The organism is Geodermatophilus sp. SYSU D00691 (assembly GCF_054050275.1).
On sequence record NZ_JBJGYZ010000058.1, the window covers coordinates 1 to 21,111 of the forward strand.

Below are 21,111 nucleotides of genomic sequence, written 5' to 3' on the forward strand. Positions count from 1 at the left end.
CCGCCCGGGCGGCGCCCCCCGCCCCCCCCCCCCCCCCCCCCCCCCCCCCCCCCCCCCCCCCCCCCCCCCCCCCCCCCCCCCCCCCCCCCCCCCCCCCCCCCCCGCACGCCGCTCGCGAGGCGGTCCGTGCGGTCCTCGCGGCCGCGGGGTGAGGCGAAGCTCACCCCGCGGGGTGAAGTTCTCTCGGTGGTTCCACGCTACTGCCTTCAGTTCTTAGGAATAGTCTCCGTTGTGCCTGCATTAGTACGGGTGCAACACCGAGACGGCCTTAGAAGGAGCAGTAGAGATGAGCAGCGTGACGTCCAGCTGGCGCGAGCGTCGGCAGGCGGCGCGGACGCGGCGGGCGCTCGACAGCGCCCTCGCCCGCGCGACCGGCCCGGCGATGGTCGACGAGTTGCTGACGCTGGCCTCGAGCCACGCGTACAACAGCGTCCCTCGCTGAACGCGCACGACGACGGCCCCGCCTCCCGCAGGAGGCGGGGCCGTCGTCGTCCGTCGGCTCAGTCGCGCAGGCGTGAGCGCAGCGCCGCGCGGTCGTCGGCGCCGAAGCCGTGGCTCTCCAGCCAGCCGATCGGCCCGCCGTGCCGCTCGTCCAGCACCCGCAGCAGCCCCTCCATCGTCGCGGCGTGCGGGGTGTGGTCGGCGACGGCGCGGCGCTGCATGTCCTCGGCGTAGGTGGGCGTGGCGGCCAGCCGGGCGACGATGTCGTGGATGACCTGGGCGGTCAGCGCGTAGTCGGCGACGATCTCGTCGTGGGGCACGCCCGCCACCGCGAGCGAGAGCGCCACGACGACCCCGGTGCGGTCCTTGCCGGCGGCGCAGTGGACGACCGCCGCACCCGGTCCGCCGTCCGCCAGGGCGCGCAGCGCCTCGACCACGGCGTCGGCCCGGTCGTGCAGGTAGCCGAGGTAGGAGCGCACCGCCGGCGGCTCGTGCTCGTCGCCCTCGGCCACCTGCCGCGGCAGCACCGACTCCTGCCAGCCCGCGGGCAGCTCCGGCAGCTCGTCGTCCTCCTCGACGGCGAAGACGTCGGTGCGGTGCCCCCGCTCGGGCAGCAGCGAGAAGTGCCGGTGCACCACGTCGGGGACGTCGCGCAGCGGGCCGCGGCCCTCCAGCAGGACCTCGGCGGTGGTGCGCAGGTCGATCACCTCGCGCACCTTGAGCTCGTCGACGAGCAGGCGGACGTCGTCGGCGGTCAGGGTCTGCAGGTTGTCGCTGCGCAGGATCCGGCCGGGCAGCGTGTGCCCGCCGTCGGTGGTGGGCAGGCCGCCCAGGTCGCGGGTGTTGGCGGTGCCGGCGAGCCGGATCCAGCGGTCGGGGTGCGGGGAGGTCACGCCTCGACGGTACGGCGCCCGGACGACGGGACGGTGTCGAGACGGTTGCCGCGACCCGTACGCGCCAGCAGCCCGGCGCAGACGGCGATCAGCCGCTCCCGGAGTCCCGCCGCCCGCTCGGCGAACGCCCGCTGGCGCCGCACGTACTCCGCCTTGCCCTCCGCCGTCTCGACCGCGACCGCGGGCTGGCCGTAGGAGGACAGGTCGTACGGCGAGGCCTGCATGTCGAGCAGGCGCACGTCGCGGGCGAGCTCGAAGCAGTCGAGGGCCAGCTCGCCGGGCACGGCGGGGGCCAGCTTGCCGGCCCACTTGTGCAGGTCCATCGAGGCGTGCAGGCAGCCGGGCTGCTCGAGGTCGACCTGCGTGGCGCGGGTCGGCTGCAGCCGGTTGAGCGGGACGGCGGCCGGGGTGAAGAACCGGAAGGCGTCGAAGTGCGAGCAGCGGACCGGGTGCGCCTCGACGACGGCGTCGGTGCCGGCCTGGCCGAGCCGCAGCGGCAGCGGGTGCCGGTGCCCGTCCTGGCGGTAGACCATGGCCCACTCGTGCAGTCCGAAGCAGCCGGTGTGGACCTGGCGGGCGGCGGTGGCCGACAGCAGCCGGTGCACGAAGCGGACCGTGTCGCCGCGGTCGGCGGCGAACGCGGCGACGTCGAGCCGGACGGCGCCGTCGTCACCGGTGGCGTACCAGCGCCAGTCCGCGTGCGGGGCCGGGCCGCCGTCGGCCGGCGCGAGGACGACGCCGGCGCCCGGGTGCCAGCGGCGCAGCAGCGACGGGCGGGTGCTGTAGTACTCGAACAGGAAGTCCTCGACGGCGTGCCGCTCGCCCGTGGCCCTGCGGGCCCGGTGGCCGGCGGTCAGCGCATCGGCGCGCTCGGCGTGCAGGCGCGACCGCTCCTGCCAGACCTCAGCGCGCACCGGTCCAGGGTACGGACGGTCAGGCGGAGGTGAGCCGCAGCAGCCGCAGGGCCAGCTGCAGCTCGAGGGCGGGGCCGGGCGCGGACCAGTCCGCGCCCAGCAGGCGGCCGATCCGGTCGAGCCGCTGGCCCACCGTGTTGACGTGCACGCCGAGCGCCTCGGCCGCGCGGGCCGGTGAGCCGCCGGCGTCGAACCAGGCCTCCAGGGTCGCCACGAGCGCGGTGCCGCGCCGCCGGTCGTACTCGACGACGGGGCCGACGGTCGCCGTCACGAAGCCGGGGACGTCGCGGTGCTCGCCGATGAGCAGCCCGACGAAGCCGAGCCCCGCGGCGCTGGCGGACTGACCGCACCGCCCGAGGGCCAGCAGCGCCGCGGTGCAGCGGGAGGCCTCGGCGTACGCCGTCGCCAGGCCGGCCGCGCCCGCCGCGGGCCCGGCCGCCCCGGCGGTGACGGGCGCCCCTCCGGCGCCGGAGAGCTCGCGCCCGGCGGTGGCGGCCGCCTCCTCCGGGCCGATCCCCGGTACGCACAGCACGACCCGCCCGTCGTGCAGGCCGGCCAGGCCGCCCCGCGTCGCGGCCAGGTGCACGGCGGCGGCGAGCGCCCGCGCGCGACGCGTGTCCGGCACCTCGGCGACGACGACGGCGTGCGGCTGGTCCAGGTCGGCCCCGAACCGCCGCGCGCGCTCGCGCAGGCCGTCGGGGTCGCGCCCCGGGGCGGTCAGCAGCTCGTCGAGCAGCTCGCCGCGCACGCGGTTCTCCGCCTCGCTCGCCGTCCGGCGGATGAGCAGCAGCAGCGCCGTGACCAGCGCCGCCCGCTCCAGGATCCGCTGGTCGGCGCCCGACAGGTCGTCGTCCCGGTGCAGCACGAGGCCGCCGAGCAGCTCGTTGCCCACCGTGACCGCGGTGGTCCACCAGCTGCCGTCCCGCGCGGTCCGCCCGGTCGCCCGGGCCTGCGCCAGGGCGGCCGCGGGGTCGGGCGGGAGGGCGTCGTCCGGTCCTCCCGGCGACGGGCGGCCCTCCTCGTCGAGCACGGTGATCCGGCCACCGAGCACCTCGGTCACCGCCCCGGCGACGTCCTCCACCCCGCCGCCGCGGAGCACGACGTCGATGAACCGGTCGTGCGCCTCGGCCGCCCGCTCGACGGAGGTCGTGTGGGCGCGCAGCTCGCGGGTGGCGGCGGAGAGCTCCTCGAGGGCGCTGCGGGTCTCCTCCAGCAGCCGGGCGTTGTCGAGGGCGATCGCGGCGTGCGCGGCCAGCGACCCGAGCAGCGCCACCTCCGAGCGGTCGAAGGAGCGCTGGCTGCGGTCGGCGGCGTAGAGGACGCCCATCACCGACGAGCCGCGGATGAGCGGGACGCCGAGGATGGCGACCAGGCCCTCCTCGTTGACCCCGCCGTTGATCTCGGCGGTGTGCAGGAACCGGTCGTCCCGCGAGTAGTCCGCCGTCGCGTAGGGCGACGCCGTCTGCGCGACCAGCCCGCCGAGGCCCTCGCCCATGCCGAGCCGCAGCGCCTGGAACCGCGCCGAGACCGACCCGTCGGTCACCCGCATGTAGGTGTCGCCGCGGCCCTCGTCGTTGAGCGTCAGGTAGGCGACGTCGGTGCCGAGCAGCTGGCGGGCCCGGCGGACGATCGCCGTCAGCACCGAGTCGACGCTGCGCAGCGCGGCGAGGTCGCCGGCGGTGTCGAACAGGGCGGCCAGCTCCGACTCCCGCCGGCGGCGGGCGGCGAACGCCTCGCGCACGCGCAGCGCGAGGAGCTTCAGCTGCTCCAGCTCGGCGACGGTGGTGCCGTCGGCGCCCGCGGCGCGGGCGCGCACCAGCGGCCGCTCGTACTCGATCGCCGCGGCGTCGTCGAGCAGCAGCTGGAAGTACTCCGCGGCCGTCAGTGGGCGCTCCAGCCGCCGTCGAGCAGGAGCGACGTGCCGGTGACCGACGCGGCGGCGGGGGAGCAGAGGTAGGCGACGGCCTCGGCCACCTCCGCCGGCTCGAGCAGGCGCTTCACCGCGGCGGGGGCGAGCATCACCTGCTCCACCACCTCGTCCTCCGACAGTCCGTGCGCGCGGGCCTGGTCGGCGATCTGCCCCTCCACCAGCGGGGTGCGCACGTAGGCGGGGGCGACGCAGTTGGAGGTGACGCCGTGCTCGGCGCCCTCGAGGGCGATCACCTTCGACAGGCCCTCCAGGCCGTGCTTCGCCGTCACGTAGGCGGACTTGAAGGCCGAGGCGCGGTGCCCGTGGATCGAGCTGAGGTGCACCACCCGGCCCCAGCCGCGGGCGTACATGTGCGGCAGCGCGCCGCGGACCAGGCGGAACGGTGCCTCGAGCATCAGCCGGAGGATGTGGGAGAACCGGTCGACGGGGAACTCGTGCAGCGGCGCCACGTGCTGGAGCCCCGCGTTGTTGACCAGGACGTCGACGTCCAGGTCGAGGTCGTCGACCGCGTCGAGGTCGGACAGGTCGGCGACGACGGCGAGCCCGCCGACCTCGTCGGCGACGGCCTTGGCGGCCTCCGCGTCCCGGTCCACCACGACCACCGAGGCGCCGGCCGCGGCGAGCCGCTGCGCGCACGCGCGTCCGATGCCCGAGGCGCCCCCGGTGACCAGTGCCCGTCGTCCCACCAGCTCGTCGGCCATGGCAGCACGGTATGCCGGGGGCGTGCAGTGCGCGCACGTTGCGCCGCCACACACCCCGGGGGGCGACCGTGTGGCGCGGCGCCATCGCGGGTAACGCGGCCGCACGGCCGGACCCGGGACGGACCGCCGGTACGCACCCGGTGTGGGCGCGCACCACATGGTCCGCCGGGCTTTCGCGGCCGGTCGCCACATGGTGACGCCCGTCACCGGCTCCTAGCGTCGGGAGGACTGCACCTCCCGGCCTCTCGACGAGGAGACCTCCCCCCATGTCCGCACCCGCCACCTCCGGCACGCGCTTCGGCCGCGTCGTCGGCGCGAGCATCGTCGGCACCACCGTCGAGTGGTACGACTTCTTCCTCTACGGCTCGGCCGCCGCGCTCGTCTTCGGGCCGCTCTTCTTCCCGGAGCAGACCGACTTCATCGGAGTCCTCTCGGCGTTCGCGACCTATGCGGTCGGCTTCGCCGCCCGTCCTATCGGCGCCCTGGTCTTCGGGCACTTCGGTGACCGGCTGGGCCGCAAGAAGCTGCTCGTGATCTCGCTGCTCATGATGGGCGGCGCCACCTTCGCGATCGGCCTGCTCCCCACATACGCCACCGTCGGCGCGCTGGCGCCGGCGCTGCTGGTCTTCCTGCGCCTGGTCCAGGGCTTCGCACTGGGCGGTGAGTGGGGCGGGGCCGTCCTGATCGTCTCCGAGCACGGCAAGCCGCAACACCGGGGCTTCTGGGCGTCCTGGCCGCAGGCCGGCGCACCTGCCGGCCAGCTGCTGGCCACCGGCGTGCTGGCGCTCCTCGCGGTGTTCCAGTCCGACGAGCAGTTCGCCGCCTGGGGCTGGCGGATCCCGTTCCTGCTCTCGGCCGTGCTCATCCTGGTCGGTCTGTGGGTCCGGCTGGCGGTCAGCGAGTCGCCGGTCTTCCTCGAGGCGCAGCGCGCCGCCGCCGAGAAGGCGGCCGCCAGCGGCGTGGCCGAGAAGGCGCCGATCGTCACGGTGCTCTCGCGCTACAAGCGGGAGGTCCTCGTCGCGATGGGCGCCCGGATCGCGGAGAACGTCTCCTTCTACCTGCTCACGGCGTTCACGACCGCGTACCTGGTCAACGCGGAGGGTGTCGATTCCTCCTTCGCGCTCAACGCGCTGCTGCTCGCCTCCGCCGTGCACCTGGTGACCATCCCGCTGTGGGGGGCGCTGTCCGACCGCATCGGCCGCCGGCCGGTGTACGTGATCGGTGCCGTCGGCGTCGGCGTGTGGGCGTTCGCGCTCTTCGGCCTGCTGAACACCGGCAACTTCGGCCTGACGTTCGTGGCCATCACCGTCGGCCTGCTCTTCCACGGCGCCATGTACGGGCCGCAGGCGGCGTTCTTCTCCGAGCTCTTCGGCACCAAGGCCCGCTACACCGGTGTCTCGGTGGGTGCGCAGCTGGCCTCGGTGGTCGCCGGCGCGCCGGCGCCGCTGCTCGCCGTCGCCCTGCTGGGGAGCTTCGAGGACCCGAACACCACCGCGGTGACGCTGTACCTGGTCGCCTGCTCGGTGATCACGCTGATCGCCGTCTTCTCGTACGGCGAGACCCGCAAGCGGAGCCTCGACGGGGACGACGCCGTCGTGCTCGAGGACGGGCGCACCGCGGCGGGCGTGTAGCCGCCGCACGCACGAAGGGGCTCCCCGCGACCGGCCGGTCGCGGGGAGCCCCTTGGCGTGTCGTCAGTCGGAGGTGTTGCCGGGGCGGGCGACGCCGTCGTCCCGCTGCGCCTCGTCGTCGGTGGTCAGGGGGACGTCGCGCTCCCCGCCGTCGCTCGCGTCGTTGCCGGGCGTGCCGTCGACCATGTTGCTGCTCGAGTCGGCGTCGGTCGTGTCCGGGGACTCGCGGTAGCCGGTGGGCTGGGACTCGGTCACGGTGCTCCTCCTAGGCCGGGTCGGGTTCGGCGCGCTGCGCGGTGGAGAGGTCGCTGCCACCCCGGGCGGGCTGCTCGTCCGGCGACGCGGCGTCCCGCTCGACGGCCTCCTCACGGGTCAGGGGGACGTCCTCGAACGAGGACCCGGACCCGCTGTCGCTGTTGTCGCCGCTGCCCGAGGCGGTGGGGACGTCCTGCTGGATGCGGTCGCTGCCCGCAGGGTCGGTCATGGTCCGACCATGCCCAGGCCGGGCCCCCGGAAACGGCGACGGCCGCCGCGACGGTCCTTCTTCAGAAGGCCGCCTCGGGCACCTCCATGAGCGCGTTGTCGGTGTTCTCGACGACGAAGCGCTCGGCGGTCAGCTTCGGCAGCACCTGGGTGCAGAAGAAGCGGGTCGCGGCGAGCTTGCCCTCGTAGAAGTGCCGGTCCTTCTCGCTCACCTCGCCGGCGAGCGCGGCCAGGGCGACCTCCGACTGGCGGACCAGCAGCCAGGCGGTGATCAGGTCACCGGCGGCCAGCAGCAGGCGCGAGGTGTTCTGGGCGACCTTGTACAGGCTGCTCATGTCCTCCTGCGCGGCCGTGAGGTGGCCGAACATCGCCGTCAGCATGCCCTGCACGTCGGAGAGGGCGGTGGCCAGCAGCGCCCGCTCCTCCTTGAGCCGGCCGTTGCCCACCTCGGCGTCGATCGTGGCCTGGATCTGCGAGGCCAGCCAGGTCAGCGCGACGCCGCCGTCCTTGACGATCTTCCGGAAGAAGAAGTCCTGGCCCTGGATCGCCGTCGTGCCCTCGTAGAGGGTGTCGATCTTGGAGTCGCGGATGTACTGCTCGATCGGGTAGTCCTGCAGGTAGCCGGAGCCGCCGAGGGTCTGCAGCGACTCGGCGGTGAGCAGCTGGGTGGCGCGCTCGGAGCCGAAGCCCTTGACCACCGGCAGCAGCAGGTCGTTGACCTTGGCCGCCAGCACTGCCTGCTCGCTGTCGGCGGCGCCCTCGGCCTCGGCCTGGATGACCTGGTCGCGGAAGGTGGCGGCGTAGAGGTAGAGCGCCCGCATGCCCTCGGCGTAGGACTTCTGCAGCATCAGCGACCGGCGCACGTCCGGGTGGTGGGTGATGGTGACCCGCGGGGCGTCCTTGCTGGTCGCGGTCAGGTCGGCGCCCTGCACCCGCTCCTTGGCGAAGGCCAGCGCCTGCTGGTAGCCGGCCGACAGGGTGGCGATGGCCTTGGCGCCCACGAACATCCGGGCGTGCTCGATGACCTTGAACATCTGCGCGATGCCGTCGTGCACCTCGCCGACCAGCCAGCCCTTGGCCGGCACCGGCCCGTCGCCGAAGGTGAGCTCGCAGGTCGTGGAGACCTTGAGGCCCATCTTCTTCTCGACGTTGGTCACGTAGACGCCGTTGCGCTCGCCGAGCGCGCCGGTCTCGAGGTCCACGTGGAACTTGGGGACGACGAACAGCGACAGGCCCTTGGTGCCGGGCTTCGCGCCCTCCGGGCGGGCCAGGACCAGGTGCACGATGTTGTCGCTGAGGTCGTGCTCGGCGCTGGTGATGAACCGCTTGACGCCGGTGATGTGCCAGGAGCCGTCCTCCTGCTGCACCGCCTTGGTGCGGCCGGCGCCCACGTCGGAGCCGGCGTCGGGCTCGGTGAGCACCATCGTGGCGCCCCACTTGTGCTCGATCATCAGCTCGGCCAGCCGCTGCTGGTCGGGGGTGCCGAGCTCGTGCAGCACACCGGCGAAGGCGGCCCACGCGCCGTACATGAAGACGGCGGGGTTCGCGCCGAGGACCATCTCGAAGGCGGCCCACGACAGGGCGTGGGGGGCGCCGAAGCCGCCGAGCTCCTCGGGCAGGTCGAGCCGGTACCACTCGCCGTCCTCGAGGGCGCGGACCGACTTCTTGAACGACTCGGGCAGCGTGACCGAGTGCGTCGACGGGTCGAACACCGGCGGGTTGCGGTCGGCATCGGCGAAGGACTCGGCGATCGGGCCCTCGGCCAGCTTGCGGATCTCGGCGAGCACCCCGCGCGCGGTCTCGGCGTCCATCTGCTCGAACGGCCCGGTGCCGAACCGGTCCTTGGTGTCGAGGAACTCGAAGAGGTTGAACTCGAGGTCCCGCAGGTTCGCGGTGTAGTGGCCCATGCCGGAGGCTCCTGTGCTCGGTGTGACGGCGCTCGCTTACTCGCCAGTAACAAACGCTATTACTCGCGAGTAGCAAGAGCAAGCCGCACGCCCGCGAGGACGCTCGTCCGGGGTGGACGGGCGACCCTCGCGGTGTGGTCGCGGGCCTCGCGGTCGGCGGTGGGGGTGGCGGCCGCGCGGCGCGGGGGGCCCGCCGTCCTCCCCCACCGGAAGAGGTCCTCCCTCGTGGTGCGGCGTGGGGGAGGAGTCCGCGGGATCAGGTCAGCTGATCGTGGCCGCGGGCCGGTGTCAGGGCTTCTTGGCGCGGCGCGCGCGCAGGGCGATGCCGGCCAGGGCGACGACGAGCCCGCCGAGCGCGGCGGCGATCACCAGCGCCAGCACCAGCGGCGCCTCGATGTTGCCGAACACCAGGCTGATGTCGACCGTCTGCGTGTTGAAGACGACGAACAGCACCAGCAGGACGGTCACGAAGATCAGCAGCGCCGCGGCCAGCGACCAGCCGATGGTCTTCCCGCGCCCACGGCCGGACGCAGGGGCGGGCGGCCGGGTGCCGACGGGGCCGGGGGCGCCGGGGGTCCCGGGCAGCGGCCCGCCGGGACCGCCCGGGACGCCGGAGGGGCCTGGGCTGCCGATCGGGGGCTGGGGCGCGGTCACGCGCCCAGTCTCCTGCGCGCCGACGCCGAGGTCACGGCCCGGCCGCGCAGCGATACCGATCCGTCACCGGTGCGCGTCGGGCTCGCTCCCGGCGGGCGGGTAGGACGGCCCCGCCTGGCCGGACGCCGGCCCGGACGGGGCGCCGCCGGAGTCCTCGTCGTCGGGCGGGGCCACGGCGCTGCCCAGCGGGGCCGCGTCCGGGTCGAGCTCGGCGTCGTCCTTGCCCGTCGGCGTCGTCACCACCCGCGTCTACCCCGGCCCGCGCGCGGTCAGTCGGACAGCGCCGGTCCGGCCTCGTGCCGCGGGTGGCCCGGCGTGCGCTCGCGCTGCTTCATCCGCGCCTCGAACACGTGCCGGTCGCCATCGGCCAGCTCGTCGCGCGCGCGCTCGTCGAAGGCGCGGAAGGTCGACCAGTAGCTGGCGTCGTAGTCCTCGACGATCTGGAACGTCCACCGGTCGGCGATGACGTTGCGGCCGACGAGGTCGCGGTCGAGGTCGTCGGCCAGCGCGGTGTGGCCCGCCTTGCGGAACAGCTCCACCGCCTCCTGCAGGGTCAGGTCGGCGGTGCCGGTGAGCCGGTGGAAGCCGTAGAGCAGCCCGCGGGCGTGCTCGGCGGCCTCGAGGGCCTCCGAGAGCTTGCCGAGGGCCTCCACCGTAGTGTCGTCGAGGTCGGAACGGGTGCGATCGGTGCTCACCGGCCCATCCTGCGGGCGGCCGGCGTCAGGCGCGCGCCGTACCCGCCAGCTCGGCGGCGTGGTCGATCAGCTTCTCGGCGAGCTGCCGGCCGTGGGAGGCCGGGCCGTCGGGGCCGAGCAGGCCGCCGGAGAGGTACATGCCGTCGATGATCAGGTGGATCTGCGCGGCCAGGTCCTCGCCGGCACCGGGCAGCAGCTCGTCGGCCAGGCGCTCCAGGCGGCCGTGCAGCTCGAACTTGTAGTCGGCGGCGGCCACGCGGGCGGGGTGCTGCGCGTCGTCGTACTCGCTGCTCACGTTGGTGAACGGGCAGCCGCGGAAGCCGGTGCGGGTCACGTCGCGCTCGACGTGGTCGACGACCGCCAGCAGCGCGGCCCGCGGGTCGCCGTCGCACCGCAGCAGCTCGGCGTCGATCGAGGCCAGCACGGTGGCGGCCTTGCGGGCCAGGTAGGCGCCGACCAGCTCGTCCTTGCTCTTGAAGAGCCGGTAGACGGTCATCTTGCCCAGGCCCGTCTCGCGCACCAGCTCGTCCATCCCGACGCTCCGCGAGCTGCGCGTCGCGAAGAGGCGCTCAGCGGTGTCGAGGACGATCGCCTGCCGCTCGGCGCGGCTGCGGCGGACCGGGGCCGACGCGTCGTCGGCAGGGGCTAGCTTCAGGGCGGCGGTCACGCGAGGGATGCTGCCGCAGCGCGTGACGGAAGAGTTCGCGGCACGCCGGGGATGGTTGCTCTGTGTGACCAGGGGCGATCGAGTTGTGCGGTGCACTGGGGGTCTCTGGGGCCGTTGTGGCCACTCTCGGTGAGATCGCAGCGCGCCCCCGGCGCCGGCCGGTCAGTTGCGGCGGATGCGCCGGGGGTTGGCCAGCAGCCGCGCGGTGGGCAGGACCGCGGTCTCCTGGGGGCGGGACCCGTCGGACTGCTCCGTCGCGGCGCCGTCGGCTACTCGGATCTCGCGCTGGGTGTCGTCCATGCCGACCAGCCTGCCCGTGCCCCCAGCGGCGAAAACAGCCCCGAACCGGTGATCCCGCTCGCAGTGGGGATGATCTCCGTCACGTCCGCCTCAGCGGAGGTCGGCCAGCAGGGGGTCCCACAGGTCGAGCGACGACGGGTACGAGGCGTACACGCTGAACCGGTCGACCAGCCCGCCGAACCGGTCCCGCACCCGGCCGCCGAGCTCCTCCGGCGTCCCGACGACGGCGAACTCGGCCAGGACGTCGTCGTCGACGAGGTCCCGCATCGCCGTCCACCTGTCCTCGCGGCGGCTGACCGACAGCGCATGCAGGTCCTCGCCCAGCGCGGCCCAGCCGTGCAGCTCCAGCACGGGGCGGTAGGCCGGCGTGCTGCCGTAGAAGGCGATCGTGCCCTTGACCGCCGCCGCGGCCTCGGCGAGCTCCTCCTCGGTGCGGCCGGTGACGACCAGCCCCGGCAGGTTCACGGTCACGTCGGCGCGCGTCCGGCCCGCCGCGGCCAGGCCCTCCTCCAGCGCCGGCAGCGTCCGCTCGCGCAGGTAGCGCGCCGTGGTGAAGCCGTGCACGAGCAGCCCGTCGGCCACCTCGCCCACGAGCCGGGTCATCGCCGGGCCGACGGCGGCCAGGTACAGCGGCGGCGCGCCCCACTCGTGCGGCGGCGGCGAGAACATCGGCGTCATGAGGGTGTGCCGGTAGTACTCGCCCTCGAAGCGCAGCGGGGTGCCCTCCTGCCACGCGCCCCAGATGGCGTGCAGCGCCCCGATGAACTCCCGCATCCGCGCCACCGGCTTGCCCCACGGCATGGAGAACCGCCGCTCGACGTGCGGTTTGATCTGGGTGCCCAGGCCCAGCACGAAGCGACCGCGGGTGTAGCGCTGCAGGTCGTGGGCGGTCGACGCGAGCGTCATCGGCGAGCGCGCGAACGCGACGGCGATCGCCGTCCCGACGGTCACGCGCGTGGTCGCCGCCCCGGCGGAGTGCAGCAGCAGGAACGGGTCGTGGGCGACCTCCGAGGCCCAGATGCCCGCGTACCCGCGCGCCTCCAGCTCGCGGGCGGTGGCGGGCACGTCGTCGATCCCGGTGGACAGCAGCGCGGCGTCGAGGAGCACGGCTCGGGAGCCTGCCCCACGGCCGCCGACCCCCGCTACCGTCCCGCCTCGTGACCGTCGACCCGTGGACGACGCCGGAGCGGCGGGCGCTGCGCGAGACCGCGGCGGCCTTCGTCCACCGGTCGGTGCTGCCCGGGCTCGCCGCGTGGGAGGACGCCGGCGAGGTGCCCCGGGAGCTGCACCGGGACGCCGCCGCGGCCGGCCTGCTCGGCGTCGGCTTCCCGGAGGAGGTCGGCGGGCAGGGCGGCGACCTGGTCGACGTCGTCACCGTGCTCGAGGCGATGGTCGCGGCCGGCGCGTCGAGCGGCCTGCTCGCCGCCCTGTTCACGCACTCCATCGCGCTGCCGCACGTGATCGCGGCCGGCGACGCCGACCTGGTCGACCGCTTCGTCCGCCCCACGCTGGCCGGCGAGCTGATCGGCTCGCTGGCCGTCACCGAGCCCGGCGGCGGGTCGGACGTCGGGGCGCTGCGCACCCGCGCGGTCCGCGACGGCGACGAGTGGGTGGTGGACGGCGCCAAGACCTTCATCACCAGCGGCGCCCGCGCCGACTTCGTGACGACGGCGGTGCGCACCGGCGGGCGCGGCGCCCGCGGGATCAGCCTGCTCGTCGTCGAGCGCGGCTCGCCCGGGTTCACCGTCGACCGCCGGCTGGCGAAGATGGGCTGGCACTGCTCCGACACCGCCGAGCTGGGCTACGCGGGGGTCCGGGTCCCGCTGGGCCACCTGGTCGGTCCGGAGGGCAGCGGCTCCGCGCAGCTCGCCCGGCAGTTCGTGACCGAGCGGCTCGCGCTGGCCGTGCACGCCTACGCCGTCGCCGACCGGGCGCTGGCGCTGACGCGGGAGTGGACGCAGCAGCGCACGACGTTCGGGACCCCGCTGGCCGCCCGGCAGGCCGTGGTGCACCGGCTGGTCGAGGCGCGCCAGCGGGTGGAGCTGGCCCGCACGTACACCCGCGCCGTCGTCGTCCGCCACGTCGCGGGCCAGGACGTGACGGCCGAGGCGTGCCTGGCCAAGAACGCCGCCGTCGCCGCGGGGGAGTGGGTGGTCGACCAGGCGGTCCAGCTGCACGGCGGCGTGGGCTACCTGCGCGACTCCGAGGTGGAGCGCCACTACCGCGACGTCCGCATCCTCGGCATCGGCGGCGGGGCGACCGAGGTGCTCGCCGACCTCGCCGGGCGGCTGCTCGGGTACGCGGCGCCCTGAGCCGTTGTGGCGGGAGCCGCACGCGTGATGAGGTCAGCCGGTGACCTTGGACTTCGACGAGGGCGAGGAGCTGCGCGCCCTGCGGGCGGCGGTCGCCGACCTCGGGGCCCGCTACGGCCAGCCGTACTTCCTCGAGCAGGCCCGCGCCGGTGGCCGGACCGACGCCCTCTGGCACGAGGCGGGCAAGGCCGGCTTCCTCGGCGTGAACCTGCCCGAGGAGTACGGCGGCGGCGGGGGCGGGATGGTCGAGCTCTCGCTCGTGCTCGAGGAGCTCGGCGCGGCGGGCTGCCCGCTGCTGATGATGGTCGTCTCGCCCGCCATCTGCGGCACGGTCATCGCCCGCTACGGCACCGAGGCGCAGAGGGAGCGCTGGCTGCCCGGGCTCGCCGACGGCTCGACCACCATGGCCTTCGCGATCACCGAGCCCGACGCCGGCTCCAACTCGCACCGCATCGGCACGGTCGCCCGCCGGGACGGCGACGACTGGCTGCTCTCCGGCCGCAAGGTGTGGATCAGCGGCGTCGACCAGGCCGACGCGGTGCTCGTGGTGGGGCGGCTGGCCGACGGCCCGCCCGGCACGCTGCGGCCGGCGCTGTTCGTCGTCCCCACCGACGCGCCGGGGCTGACCGCGCACCCCATCCCGATGGAGATCATCAGCCCGGAGCGGCAGTTCCAGCTGTTCCTGGACGACGTCCGGCTGCCCGCCGACGCCCTGGTGGGGCACCCCGACCAGGGCATCGCGCAGCTGTTCGCCGGCCTGAACCCCGAACGGGTCATGGCCGCCGCCTACTCGCTGGGGGTGGCCCGGCTGGCCATGGCCAAGGCGACCTCCTACGCGCGCGAGCGCCAGGTGTGGGGGACGCCGATCGGCGCGCACCAGGGGCTGGCGCACCCGCTGGCCGCCTGCCAGGTCGAGATCGAGCTGGCCCGCCTGATGACGCAGAAGGCGGCCTGGCTCATCGACGCCGGCCGCGACGCCGGCAGCGCGGCCAACAGCGCCAAGTACGCCGCCGCCGAGGCCGCGGTGCACGCCGTCGACCAGGCCATCCAGACCCACGGCGGCAGCGGCCTGTCCCAGGAGTACGGCGTGGCCGCGCTGCTGGCGATGTCCCGCGTCAGCCGGATCGCGCCGGTCAGCCGCGAGATGATCCTCAGCTTCGTCGCCCAGCACGACCTGCAGCTCCCCCGCTCCTACTGAGCTTCGTCGCGATCAAGCACGCGTGCTCGATCGCGATGAAGCACGTCGATCCTGGAGGACACGTGTCCCAGCGCATCCACACCAGCGAGTACCCGCCGGTCGAGACGCCGACGACGCCCATCTGGCAGACCGTGCTGGCCGACGCCGCCGCCCGCGGCGACCACCCCGCCCTGGTCGACGGCGTCACCGGCCGGACCATCGGCTACGCGCAGCTGGCGCACATGGTCGAGCGGATGGCGGCGGGCTTCGCCGAGATCGGCGTGGAGCCGGGGGACGTCGTCGCGCTGCACAGCCCGAACACGGTGCTCTACCCGGTCGTCTTCTACGCGGCCAGCCGGGCCGGCGCCACGGTCACCACCCTGTCGGCGCTGGCCACCGCCAAGGACATGGCCGGCCAGCTCGCCGACTCCGGCGCCGCCCTCGTGGTCACCGTCGGCGCGCTGCTGCCGGTCGCGCTGGAGGCGGCCGGGGAGCGGCCCGTGTGGACCTGCGACCGGGTCGAGGGCCACCCCAGCGTGCAGGACCTCCTGGCCGCGCAGGGCCCGGCGCCCGAGGTCGCCGTCGACCCGGCCGAGGACGTCGCCGTCCTGCCCTACTCGTCGGGGACGACGGCGTTGCCCAAGGGCGTGATGCTGACCCACGCCAGCATCGGGGTGAACCTGGCGCAGATCGACGCGCTGCACACCATGGGCCCGGAGGACCGCATCGTCGCCGTCCTGCCGTTCTTCCACATCTACGGCATGACCGTGCTGATGAACGTGGCGCTGCGCAAGGGCGCCACCGTGGTCGTGCTGCCGCGCTTCGACCTGACCCAGTTCCTCGACGTGATGGAACAGCACCGCATCACGCGGGCCTACGTGGCGCCCCCGGTCGTCCTGGCGCTGGCCAAGCACCCGGCCGTCGAGGGCCGCGACTTCTCCGCCCTCACCTTCCTCCTGAGCGCCGCCGCTCCGCTCGACGCCGAGCTCGCGCAGGTGTGCGCCGACCGGCTGGGCTGCGAGATCGGCCAGGCGTACGGCATGACCGAGCTCAGCCCCGGCACCCACCTGGTGCCCGACGGCACCGCCCGGTCCGCCCCGCCCGGGACGGTCGGCAAGCTCTTCCCCTCCACCGAGGCGCGGCTGGTGTCGGTCGAGACCGGCGAGGACGTCGGCCCCGGCGAGGAGGGCGAGATCTGGATCCGCGGGCCGCAGCGGATGAAGGGCTACTTCGGCCGGCCGGAGGAGACCGACACGCTCATCGACGCCGACGGCTGGCTGCACACCGGCGACATCGGCGTCGTCGACGAGGACGGCTGGTGGTTCGTCGTCGACCGGGTCAAGGAGCTGATCAAGTACAAGGGCTACCAGGTCGCGCCGGCCGAGCTGGAGGCCGTGCTGCTGGCCAGCCCCGACGTCGCCGACGCCGCGGTCATCGGCGTTTACGACGAGAAGGGCGACGAGGTGCCCAAGGCGTTCGTCGTCCGCGCGCCCGGCAGCAGCGCCACCGAGGACGAGGTGCTCGCGTACGTCGCCGAGCACACCGCGCCGTACAAGCGGGTGCGCCGCGTGGAGTTCATCGACGCGGTGCCCAAGGCGGCGAGCGGGAAGATCCTGCGCCGCGAGCTGCGCGCCCGGGAGAAGGAGACCGCCGGTCAGGCCTGACCCGGGGTGTCGGCGCCCTCTCCGACGTCGTCGCCCTCGGCCGGCTGCTGCGGGTGCGGGGTGCGGGCGTCGACCTCGCGGCCGGGGTCGGCGTCGCCCTCGGCCGGCTCGCTGGTGTGCGGCGTGCGCTCGGGTTCGGTCATGCCGCGTGCTGTGCCCGGGCGTGACCTCGTGAAACGGGGTCAGCCGACCTCGACCGCGGCCGGGGTGCGGGCCAGCGCCTCCCGGACGGCGGCGTCCTCCGGCAGCGCGCCGCGGGCGCCGGGACCGGTCGTCGACAGGGCGGCGGCCGCGACGGCGTACTGCACCGCCTCGGGCAGCGGCACGCGCTCGGCCAGGGCGGCGGCCAGCGCGCCGCAGAAGCAGTCGCCGGCGCCGGTGGTGTCGAGCGCGGTCACCGCGGGCGGCGCCTGCAGCAGCACCGCGCCGCCGCCGGCGGGGACGACGAGCGCGCCCCGGGCGCCGAGCGTGACCACGACCGCCGACGACGTGACCGACCGCGCCAGCCCTGCCAGCTCGGCCGGACCCCGCTCGCCGGCGGGTGCCCCGGCCAGGGCGGCCAGCTCGTGCTCGTTGGGCACGAGCACGTCGACCCGCGCCAGGAGGTCGGCCGGCAGCTCGCGCGGCGGGGCCGGGGTGAGGACGACGGTCCCGCCGGCGGCCGCGGCGGCCGCGGTGACCGCCGCGAGGGGGATCTCCAGCTGCAGCAGCAGGACGTCGGCCCGGTGGACCGGCTCGGCGACCACGTCGTCCGCGGTCACCTCCCCGTTCGCCCCCGGGACGACGACGATCAGGTTCTCGCCGCTGCCCTCCTCCACCGGGATGGTGGCGGTGCCGGTCGGCGCGCCCGGCGTGCGGTGCACCCGGCTGACGTTCACCCGCGACTCGGCCAGCGCGGCCAGCTGCCGCGTGCCGGCCGGGTCGTCGCCGACGCGGCCGATCATGTGCACGCCCGGCGCCAGCCGTCCCGCGGTGGCGGCCTGGTTCGCGCCCTTCCCGCCCGGCGCCAGCGTCGTCCCCTCGCCGATCACCGTCTCGCCGCGGCCGGGCAGCCGCCGCACCCGGACGAGCACGTCCTCGTTCAGGCTGCCGACGACGGTGACGGACATCCGGGCCTCCCAGGGTGAGCGGGCCCGGTCATCCTTCCCGGTCGGCCTCCTCCTGCGGGTCGGTGGCCGTCCCGAGACCGGAGCGGCGCGCCCAGAGGGGCAGCAGGTAGAAGGTGGTGATCCCGACCAGCGCGAGCACGCCGCCGCTCAGCACCCCCGCCCAGCGGCCCAGGACGACGTCGAGCACCAGCAGCACGCCGGCGCTGATCGCGACCACCAGCAGGCCCAGGCCGGTCATGAGGAGCCGGTCGGCCACGGTCACCAGCCCCGCCTTCTGCCGGCGGCGGAACACCATGCGGTGGAACGACACCGGCGCGATGAGCGCGAGCGTGGCCAGCGCCGTCGACAGCAGGGTCAGCGTGTAGACGCCGACCTGGAAGCCGTCGAGCTCCTCGAAGCGCTGCGTGAACGCCAGCCCGAGCAGGAACGCGAACAGCACCTGCACACCGGTGATGGCGACGCGCAGCTCCTGCAGCAGCTCGGCCAGGTTGCGGTCGAGCAGCTGGTCCACCGTCTCCCCGCGCGTCCGCGCGCTCTGCGCCGTCGCCTCGGCGCCGAACCGCTCGCGGTGCGGCAGCAGCGACAGCTCCGGTTTCCCTCCCACGTCCCGGAGGTACCCGCTCCGCGCAGCCGACACCCGGGAGCTCCCTTGGCCGAGAAGGACGCCGACACCGTCCGCCGCGACTTCGCCGACGCGGTCAACATGACCGCCGGCGAGCTGGAGGCGTGGCTGGACACCGACGAGTCCCAGGCCGTCGGGCAGAAGGACGGTGCGGGGGAGTCCACCGGCCACGCGTCCGGACGGCGGATCGTCGAGCTCCTGCGCACGAAGAAGGCCGACCTCACCGACGACGACCTCGACCACATGCGCAAGGTCCACGGCTACGTGCAGCGGCACCTGGCGCAGGAGCCCGCCAAGGAGGACGTCGAGACGTCGAAGTGGCGGTACTCGCTGATGAACTGGGGCCATGATCCGTTGAAGTCGGCGTGACCACGGAGCTGCGCCGCAACGACCCCGCCCAGTACGACCTGCTGGCCGACCAGTGGTGGGACCCCGCGGGCGGGTTCGCCGCCCTGCACTGGCTCGCCGCCTCCCGCGCCGAGCACCTGCCGCCGGCGCCCCGGTCGGGTGCGGTGCTGGTCGACCTCGCCTGCGGCGGTGGGCTCATGGCCCCCCACGTGCAGCGGCTCGGCTACCGGCACGTCGGCGTCGACATCCGCCGGCGCAATCTGGAGATCGCCGGTGAGCACTGCGTCCTGCCGGTCCTGGGGTCGGTGCTCTCGGTCCCGCTGGCCGACGGGTGCGCCGACGTCGTCGTCGCCGGCGAGGTGCTCGAGCACGTGGACGACGACGTCGCCGTCCTCGCCGAGTGCGCCCGGCTGCTGCGCCCCGGCGGCACCCTCGTGCTCGACGCCCTGGCCGACACGAAGCTGTCGGAGCTGGTGATGGTCCGCCTCCTCGAGCACGTGCCCGGCGGGCCGCCGCCGGGACTGCACGACCCGGCGCTGTTCGTCGACCGCCGCCGCCTGCTCGCGGCCGCCGACCGGCTCGGGCTCGACCTCCGGCTGGTGGGTCTGCGGCCGTCGATGCGGGAGGCGATCGCGTGGAAGCTCGGCCGCCGGCAGATGGTCCGGATGAAGCCGATCCGCTCCACGGCGGTCGTCTTCGCTGGTTACGGCCGCAAGCGGTGAGCCGGATGCGCAGTTACCGTCGGGGGATGCGGGCGGACCAGCGGTGAACCCGGCGGTGCTGACCGGCGCGGGCGCGGCCCTGCCGGCGACCCTCGGCCAGGACGCCGTCTGGGAGGGCTACTTCGCCCGGCACTACGCGGGCGTGCGCGCCGCCCGGCGGATCTTCGCCTCGGCCGGCGTCCGCACGCGGCACGCGGTCGCCAACCCCGTCGACGAGGACCTCAGCGGCTGGGGCACCGGCGCGCGGATGGCCCGCTACGTCGAGGAGGCGCTGCCCCTGGGCAAGCAGGCGGTGGCCGGCGCCCTCGACGCGGCCGGCCTGGCGCCCGGCGACGTCGGCCTGTTCGCCGTCACCACCTGCACCGGCTACGCCACCCCCGGCCTCGACATCCGCCTGGCCAGCGACCTCGGCATGCCGGCCGGGCTGCAGCGGCTGCTGGTCGGCCACATGGGCTGCTACGCCGCGATCCCGGGCCTGGCCGCGGCGGGCGACTTCGTGGCGGCCCGCGGGCGGCCCGCGGTCCTGCTCTGCTGCGAGCTGACCAGCCTGCACGTCCAGCCCGCGCAGGCCGACCTCGAGCAGGTCGTCGCGCACGCGCTGTTCTCCGACGCGGCCGCCGCCGTCGTGCTCGAGCCCGGCGCGGGCCGCGGCCGCCGGCTGGCCGGGGTGGTGGCGCGCACCGACCCCTCCACCGCCGACCACATGACCTGGGACGTCACCGACCTGGGCTTCCGCATGGGGCTCTCCCCGCGGGTGCCCGACGTGCTGGCCCGGCACGTCGGCGACGTCGTCGACGAGCTGCTCACCGGTGCGGGCCTGCGGGTGGAGGACGTCGCCGGGTGGGCGGTGCACCCCGGCGGACCCCGGATCCTCGACGTCGTCCGCGACGAGCTGGGGCTGGCCGAGTCGGCGCTGGCCGCCTCCCGGCGCGTGCTGGCCGAGCACGGCAACTGCTCCTCGGCGACGGTGCTGCTCGTGCTGCAGGAGCTCGCCGACGTCGACGGGCCGGTGGTGGCGATGGCCTTCGGGCCCGGGCTCACGCTGTACGCCACCCTGCTGCTGCCCACGTAGGCGGGTCGGAAGTCCCCACCCAGGGACGTTGGGCCCTACGCTTCAACCTTGCAGTTCCGGCTCGTCCGGAAGGGGGGCGGGGCTCGTGCAACGGAGCACGGCGGCGCCGGTCCGGGTCTTCCTCGTCGACGACCACGAGATCGTCCGGCGAGGGGTGGCCGAGGTCCTGGAGGAGGACCCCGGCATCACCGTCGCGGGCGAGGCGGGCTCGGTGGCCGAGGCGCTCGCCCGCGTGCCCGCCGTCCGGCCCGACGTCGTCGTGGTGGACATGCGGCTGCCCGACGGCAGCGGCGCCGAGGTGTGCCGGCAGCTGCGGGCCCGGGTGCCGGGGATGCGCACCCTCGTGCTCACCAGCTACGCCGACGAGGAGGCGCTCGCCGCCGCGGTGCGCGCCGGCGCCTCCGGCTACCTGCTCAAGCAGGTCCGCGGGCCGGCGCTGGTGTCGGCGGTGCGCACGGTCGCCGCGGGCGGGACCCTCTTCGACCCCGGCGCCGGGCCGCCGCGCGGTGCCCCGGCGCGGCGGCCGGCCGACGGGCGCAGCAAGCTGGCCGCGCTGACCGACCAGGAGCGCACCGTGCTGCGGCTGATCGGGGAGGGCCTGACCAACCGCCAGATCGGCGACCGCATGGGCCTGGCCGAGAAGACGGTCAAGAACTACACCAGCCACCTGCTGGCCAAGCTCGGCCTGGAGCGGCGCACCCAGGCGGCGATCCTCGCCACGGAGCTGCGCGACCGCCCGCAGGGCTAGACGAGTAAGTCCGATCGGGGGTCAGTGGTCGTAGGCGATCAGGGATCGGGTGATCGGCTGGCCGGTGGCGCGGTTGTGCCAGATGGCGGCGGTGAGGGCAAGAAGCCGTTGGGCGACCCGG

25 protein-coding genes and 1 pseudogene are annotated in these 21,111 nt (G+C 75.0%); 9 read left to right on the forward strand and 17 right to left on the reverse strand.

Features of this window, described 5'->3' with window-relative positions; all coding sequences use genetic code 11:
• Window positions 1–286 precede the first annotated feature (286 nt).
• Window positions 287–442 (forward strand): hypothetical protein, encoded by a 156-nt coding sequence (locus ACI797_RS26575; protein ID WP_456863430.1) that lies wholly within the window; start codon window positions 287–289, stop codon window positions 440–442.
• A gap of 58 nt (window positions 443–500) precedes the next feature.
• Here the strand turns inward: ACI797_RS26575 and ACI797_RS26580 are convergent, their stop codons facing one another.
• From ACI797_RS26580 to ACI797_RS26595, 4 genes are all read right to left on the reverse strand, one after another.
• Window positions 501–1,334 carry a tyrosine-protein phosphatase gene (locus ACI797_RS26580; protein WP_456863433.1) on the reverse strand — a complete coding sequence of 278 codons (834 nt, stop codon included), beginning with the start codon at window positions 1,332–1,334 and terminating at the stop codon, window positions 501–503.
• Window positions 1,331–2,248: a 3-methyladenine DNA glycosylase gene (locus ACI797_RS26585; RefSeq protein ID WP_456863436.1), complete on the reverse strand. Its 918-nt coding sequence runs from the start codon at window positions 2,246–2,248 to the stop codon at window positions 1,331–1,333. Before ACI797_RS26585 ends, ACI797_RS26580 begins: the two co-directional genes overlap by 4 nt.
• 19 nt (window positions 2,249–2,267) lie before the next feature.
• Window positions 2,268–4,064, reverse strand: coding sequence for a helix-turn-helix domain-containing protein (locus ACI797_RS26590; RefSeq protein WP_456863439.1), 1,797 nt, complete (start codon window positions 4,062–4,064; stop codon window positions 2,268–2,270).
• A 65-nt stretch (window positions 4,065–4,129) separates the two neighbouring features.
• The gene (locus ACI797_RS26595) at window positions 4,130–4,879 is read right to left on the reverse strand and encodes a 3-hydroxybutyrate dehydrogenase (RefSeq protein WP_456863442.1); all 750 of its coding nucleotides are present in this window, start codon (window positions 4,877–4,879) and stop codon (window positions 4,130–4,132) included.
• Window positions 4,880–5,145: 266 nt separating this feature from the next.
• On the opposite strand from ACI797_RS26595, the gene ACI797_RS26600 reads away from it, so the two are divergent.
• Window positions 5,146–6,510, forward strand: coding sequence for an MFS transporter (locus tag ACI797_RS26600; RefSeq protein WP_456863445.1), 1,365 nt, complete (start codon window positions 5,146–5,148; stop codon window positions 6,508–6,510).
• A gap of 63 nt (window positions 6,511–6,573) precedes the next feature.
• Here the strand turns inward: ACI797_RS26600 and ACI797_RS26605 are convergent, their stop codons facing one another.
• The 9 genes from ACI797_RS26605 to ACI797_RS26645 form a co-directional block, all read right to left on the reverse strand.
• Complete coding sequence (locus ACI797_RS26605; RefSeq protein WP_456863448.1) at window positions 6,574–6,765, reverse strand: hypothetical protein; 192 nt, start codon at window positions 6,763–6,765, stop codon at window positions 6,574–6,576.
• 10 nt (window positions 6,766–6,775) lie between these two features.
• On the reverse strand, window positions 6,776–6,994 hold the full coding sequence (locus tag ACI797_RS26610; RefSeq protein ID WP_456863450.1) for a hypothetical protein: 219 nt from the start codon (window positions 6,992–6,994) through the stop codon (window positions 6,776–6,778).
• A gap of 61 nt (window positions 6,995–7,055) precedes the next feature.
• Window positions 7,056–8,900, reverse strand: coding sequence for an acyl-CoA dehydrogenase (locus ACI797_RS26615; protein ID WP_456863453.1), 1,845 nt, complete (start codon window positions 8,898–8,900; stop codon window positions 7,056–7,058).
• Window positions 8,901–9,188: 288 nt separating this feature from the next.
• Entirely contained in the window at window positions 9,189–9,554 is a 366-nt protein-coding gene (locus ACI797_RS26620) for a lipopolysaccharide assembly protein LapA domain-containing protein (RefSeq protein ID WP_456863456.1), read from the reverse strand.
• A gap of 63 nt (window positions 9,555–9,617) precedes the next feature.
• Window positions 9,618–9,794 (reverse strand): hypothetical protein, encoded by a 177-nt coding sequence (locus ACI797_RS26625; protein ID WP_456540437.1) that lies wholly within the window; start codon window positions 9,792–9,794, stop codon window positions 9,618–9,620.
• A gap of 29 nt (window positions 9,795–9,823) precedes the next feature.
• A complete protein-coding gene (locus ACI797_RS26630) occupies window positions 9,824–10,249 on the reverse strand; it encodes a hypothetical protein (RefSeq protein ID WP_456863459.1) in 426 nt (141 codons plus the stop codon).
• A gap of 25 nt (window positions 10,250–10,274) precedes the next feature.
• Window positions 10,275–10,916, reverse strand: coding sequence for a TetR/AcrR family transcriptional regulator (locus tag ACI797_RS26635; protein WP_456540435.1), 642 nt, complete (start codon window positions 10,914–10,916; stop codon window positions 10,275–10,277).
• 162 nt (window positions 10,917–11,078) lie between these two features.
• Window positions 11,079–11,216, reverse strand: a complete 138-nt coding sequence (locus tag ACI797_RS26640) for a hypothetical protein (RefSeq protein ID WP_456863462.1) — start codon at window positions 11,214–11,216, stop codon at window positions 11,079–11,081.
• Between the two features lie 90 nt (window positions 11,217–11,306).
• Window positions 11,307–12,323, reverse strand: coding sequence for a TIGR03617 family F420-dependent LLM class oxidoreductase (locus ACI797_RS26645; protein ID WP_456863465.1), 1,017 nt, complete (start codon window positions 12,321–12,323; stop codon window positions 11,307–11,309).
• Window positions 12,324–12,373: 50 nt separating this feature from the next.
• Between ACI797_RS26645 and ACI797_RS26650 the strand changes: the two genes are divergently transcribed.
• From ACI797_RS26650 to ACI797_RS26660, 3 genes are all read left to right on the forward strand, one after another.
• A complete protein-coding gene (locus ACI797_RS26650; RefSeq protein WP_456863468.1) occupies window positions 12,374–13,528 on the forward strand; it encodes an acyl-CoA dehydrogenase family protein in 1,155 nt (384 codons plus the stop codon).
• Between the two features lie 40 nt (window positions 13,529–13,568).
• Entirely contained in the window at window positions 13,569–14,726 is a 1,158-nt protein-coding gene (locus tag ACI797_RS26655) for an acyl-CoA dehydrogenase family protein (protein ID WP_456863471.1), read from the forward strand.
• Between the two features lie 62 nt (window positions 14,727–14,788).
• Window positions 14,789–16,369, forward strand: a complete 1,581-nt coding sequence (locus ACI797_RS26660; protein ID WP_456863474.1) for a 4-coumarate--CoA ligase family protein — start codon at window positions 14,789–14,791, stop codon at window positions 16,367–16,369.
• Here ACI797_RS26660 and ACI797_RS26665 read toward each other — a convergent pair.
• The 3 genes from ACI797_RS26665 to ACI797_RS26675 are packed head-to-tail and all read right to left on the reverse strand — an operon-like array spanning window position 16,360 to window position 18,082.
• The gene (locus tag ACI797_RS26665; RefSeq protein WP_456540429.1) at window positions 16,360–16,512 is read right to left on the reverse strand and encodes a hypothetical protein; all 153 of its coding nucleotides are present in this window, start codon (window positions 16,510–16,512) and stop codon (window positions 16,360–16,362) included. The genes ACI797_RS26660 and ACI797_RS26665 overlap by 10 nt on opposite strands.
• A 39-nt stretch (window positions 16,513–16,551) precedes the next feature.
• Window positions 16,552–17,478, reverse strand: a complete 927-nt coding sequence (locus ACI797_RS26670; protein WP_456863477.1) for a ribokinase — start codon at window positions 17,476–17,478, stop codon at window positions 16,552–16,554.
• 28 nt (window positions 17,479–17,506) lie between these two features.
• Window positions 17,507–18,082 carry a DUF6328 family protein gene (locus ACI797_RS26675; protein ID WP_456863480.1) on the reverse strand — a complete coding sequence of 192 codons (576 nt, stop codon included), beginning with the start codon at window positions 18,080–18,082 and terminating at the stop codon, window positions 17,507–17,509.
• 45 nt (window positions 18,083–18,127) lie between these two features.
• On the opposite strand from ACI797_RS26675, the gene ACI797_RS26680 reads away from it, so the two are divergent.
• The 4 genes from ACI797_RS26680 (at window position 18,128) to ACI797_RS26695 (ending at window position 20,990) form a co-directional block, all read left to right on the forward strand.
• Window positions 18,128–18,469, forward strand: a complete 342-nt coding sequence (locus ACI797_RS26680) for a DUF3140 domain-containing protein (RefSeq protein ID WP_456863483.1) — start codon at window positions 18,128–18,130, stop codon at window positions 18,467–18,469.
• Complete coding sequence (locus ACI797_RS26685; RefSeq protein ID WP_456863485.1) at window positions 18,466–19,170, forward strand: methyltransferase domain-containing protein; 705 nt, start codon at window positions 18,466–18,468, stop codon at window positions 19,168–19,170. Before ACI797_RS26680 ends, ACI797_RS26685 begins: the two co-directional genes overlap by 4 nt.
• A gap of 43 nt (window positions 19,171–19,213) precedes the next feature.
• The gene (locus tag ACI797_RS26690) at window positions 19,214–20,242 is read left to right on the forward strand and encodes a type III polyketide synthase (protein WP_456863487.1); all 1,029 of its coding nucleotides are present in this window, start codon (window positions 19,214–19,216) and stop codon (window positions 20,240–20,242) included.
• A gap of 85 nt (window positions 20,243–20,327) precedes the next feature.
• Entirely contained in the window at window positions 20,328–20,990 is a 663-nt protein-coding gene (locus tag ACI797_RS26695) for a response regulator (protein WP_456863490.1), read from the forward strand.
• A gap of 21 nt (window positions 20,991–21,011) precedes the next feature.
• On the opposite strand, the pseudogene ACI797_RS26700 reads toward ACI797_RS26695, so the two are convergent.
• Window positions 21,012–21,111 (reverse strand): annotated as a pseudogene (locus tag ACI797_RS26700) (IS982 family transposase); the annotation flags it as partial.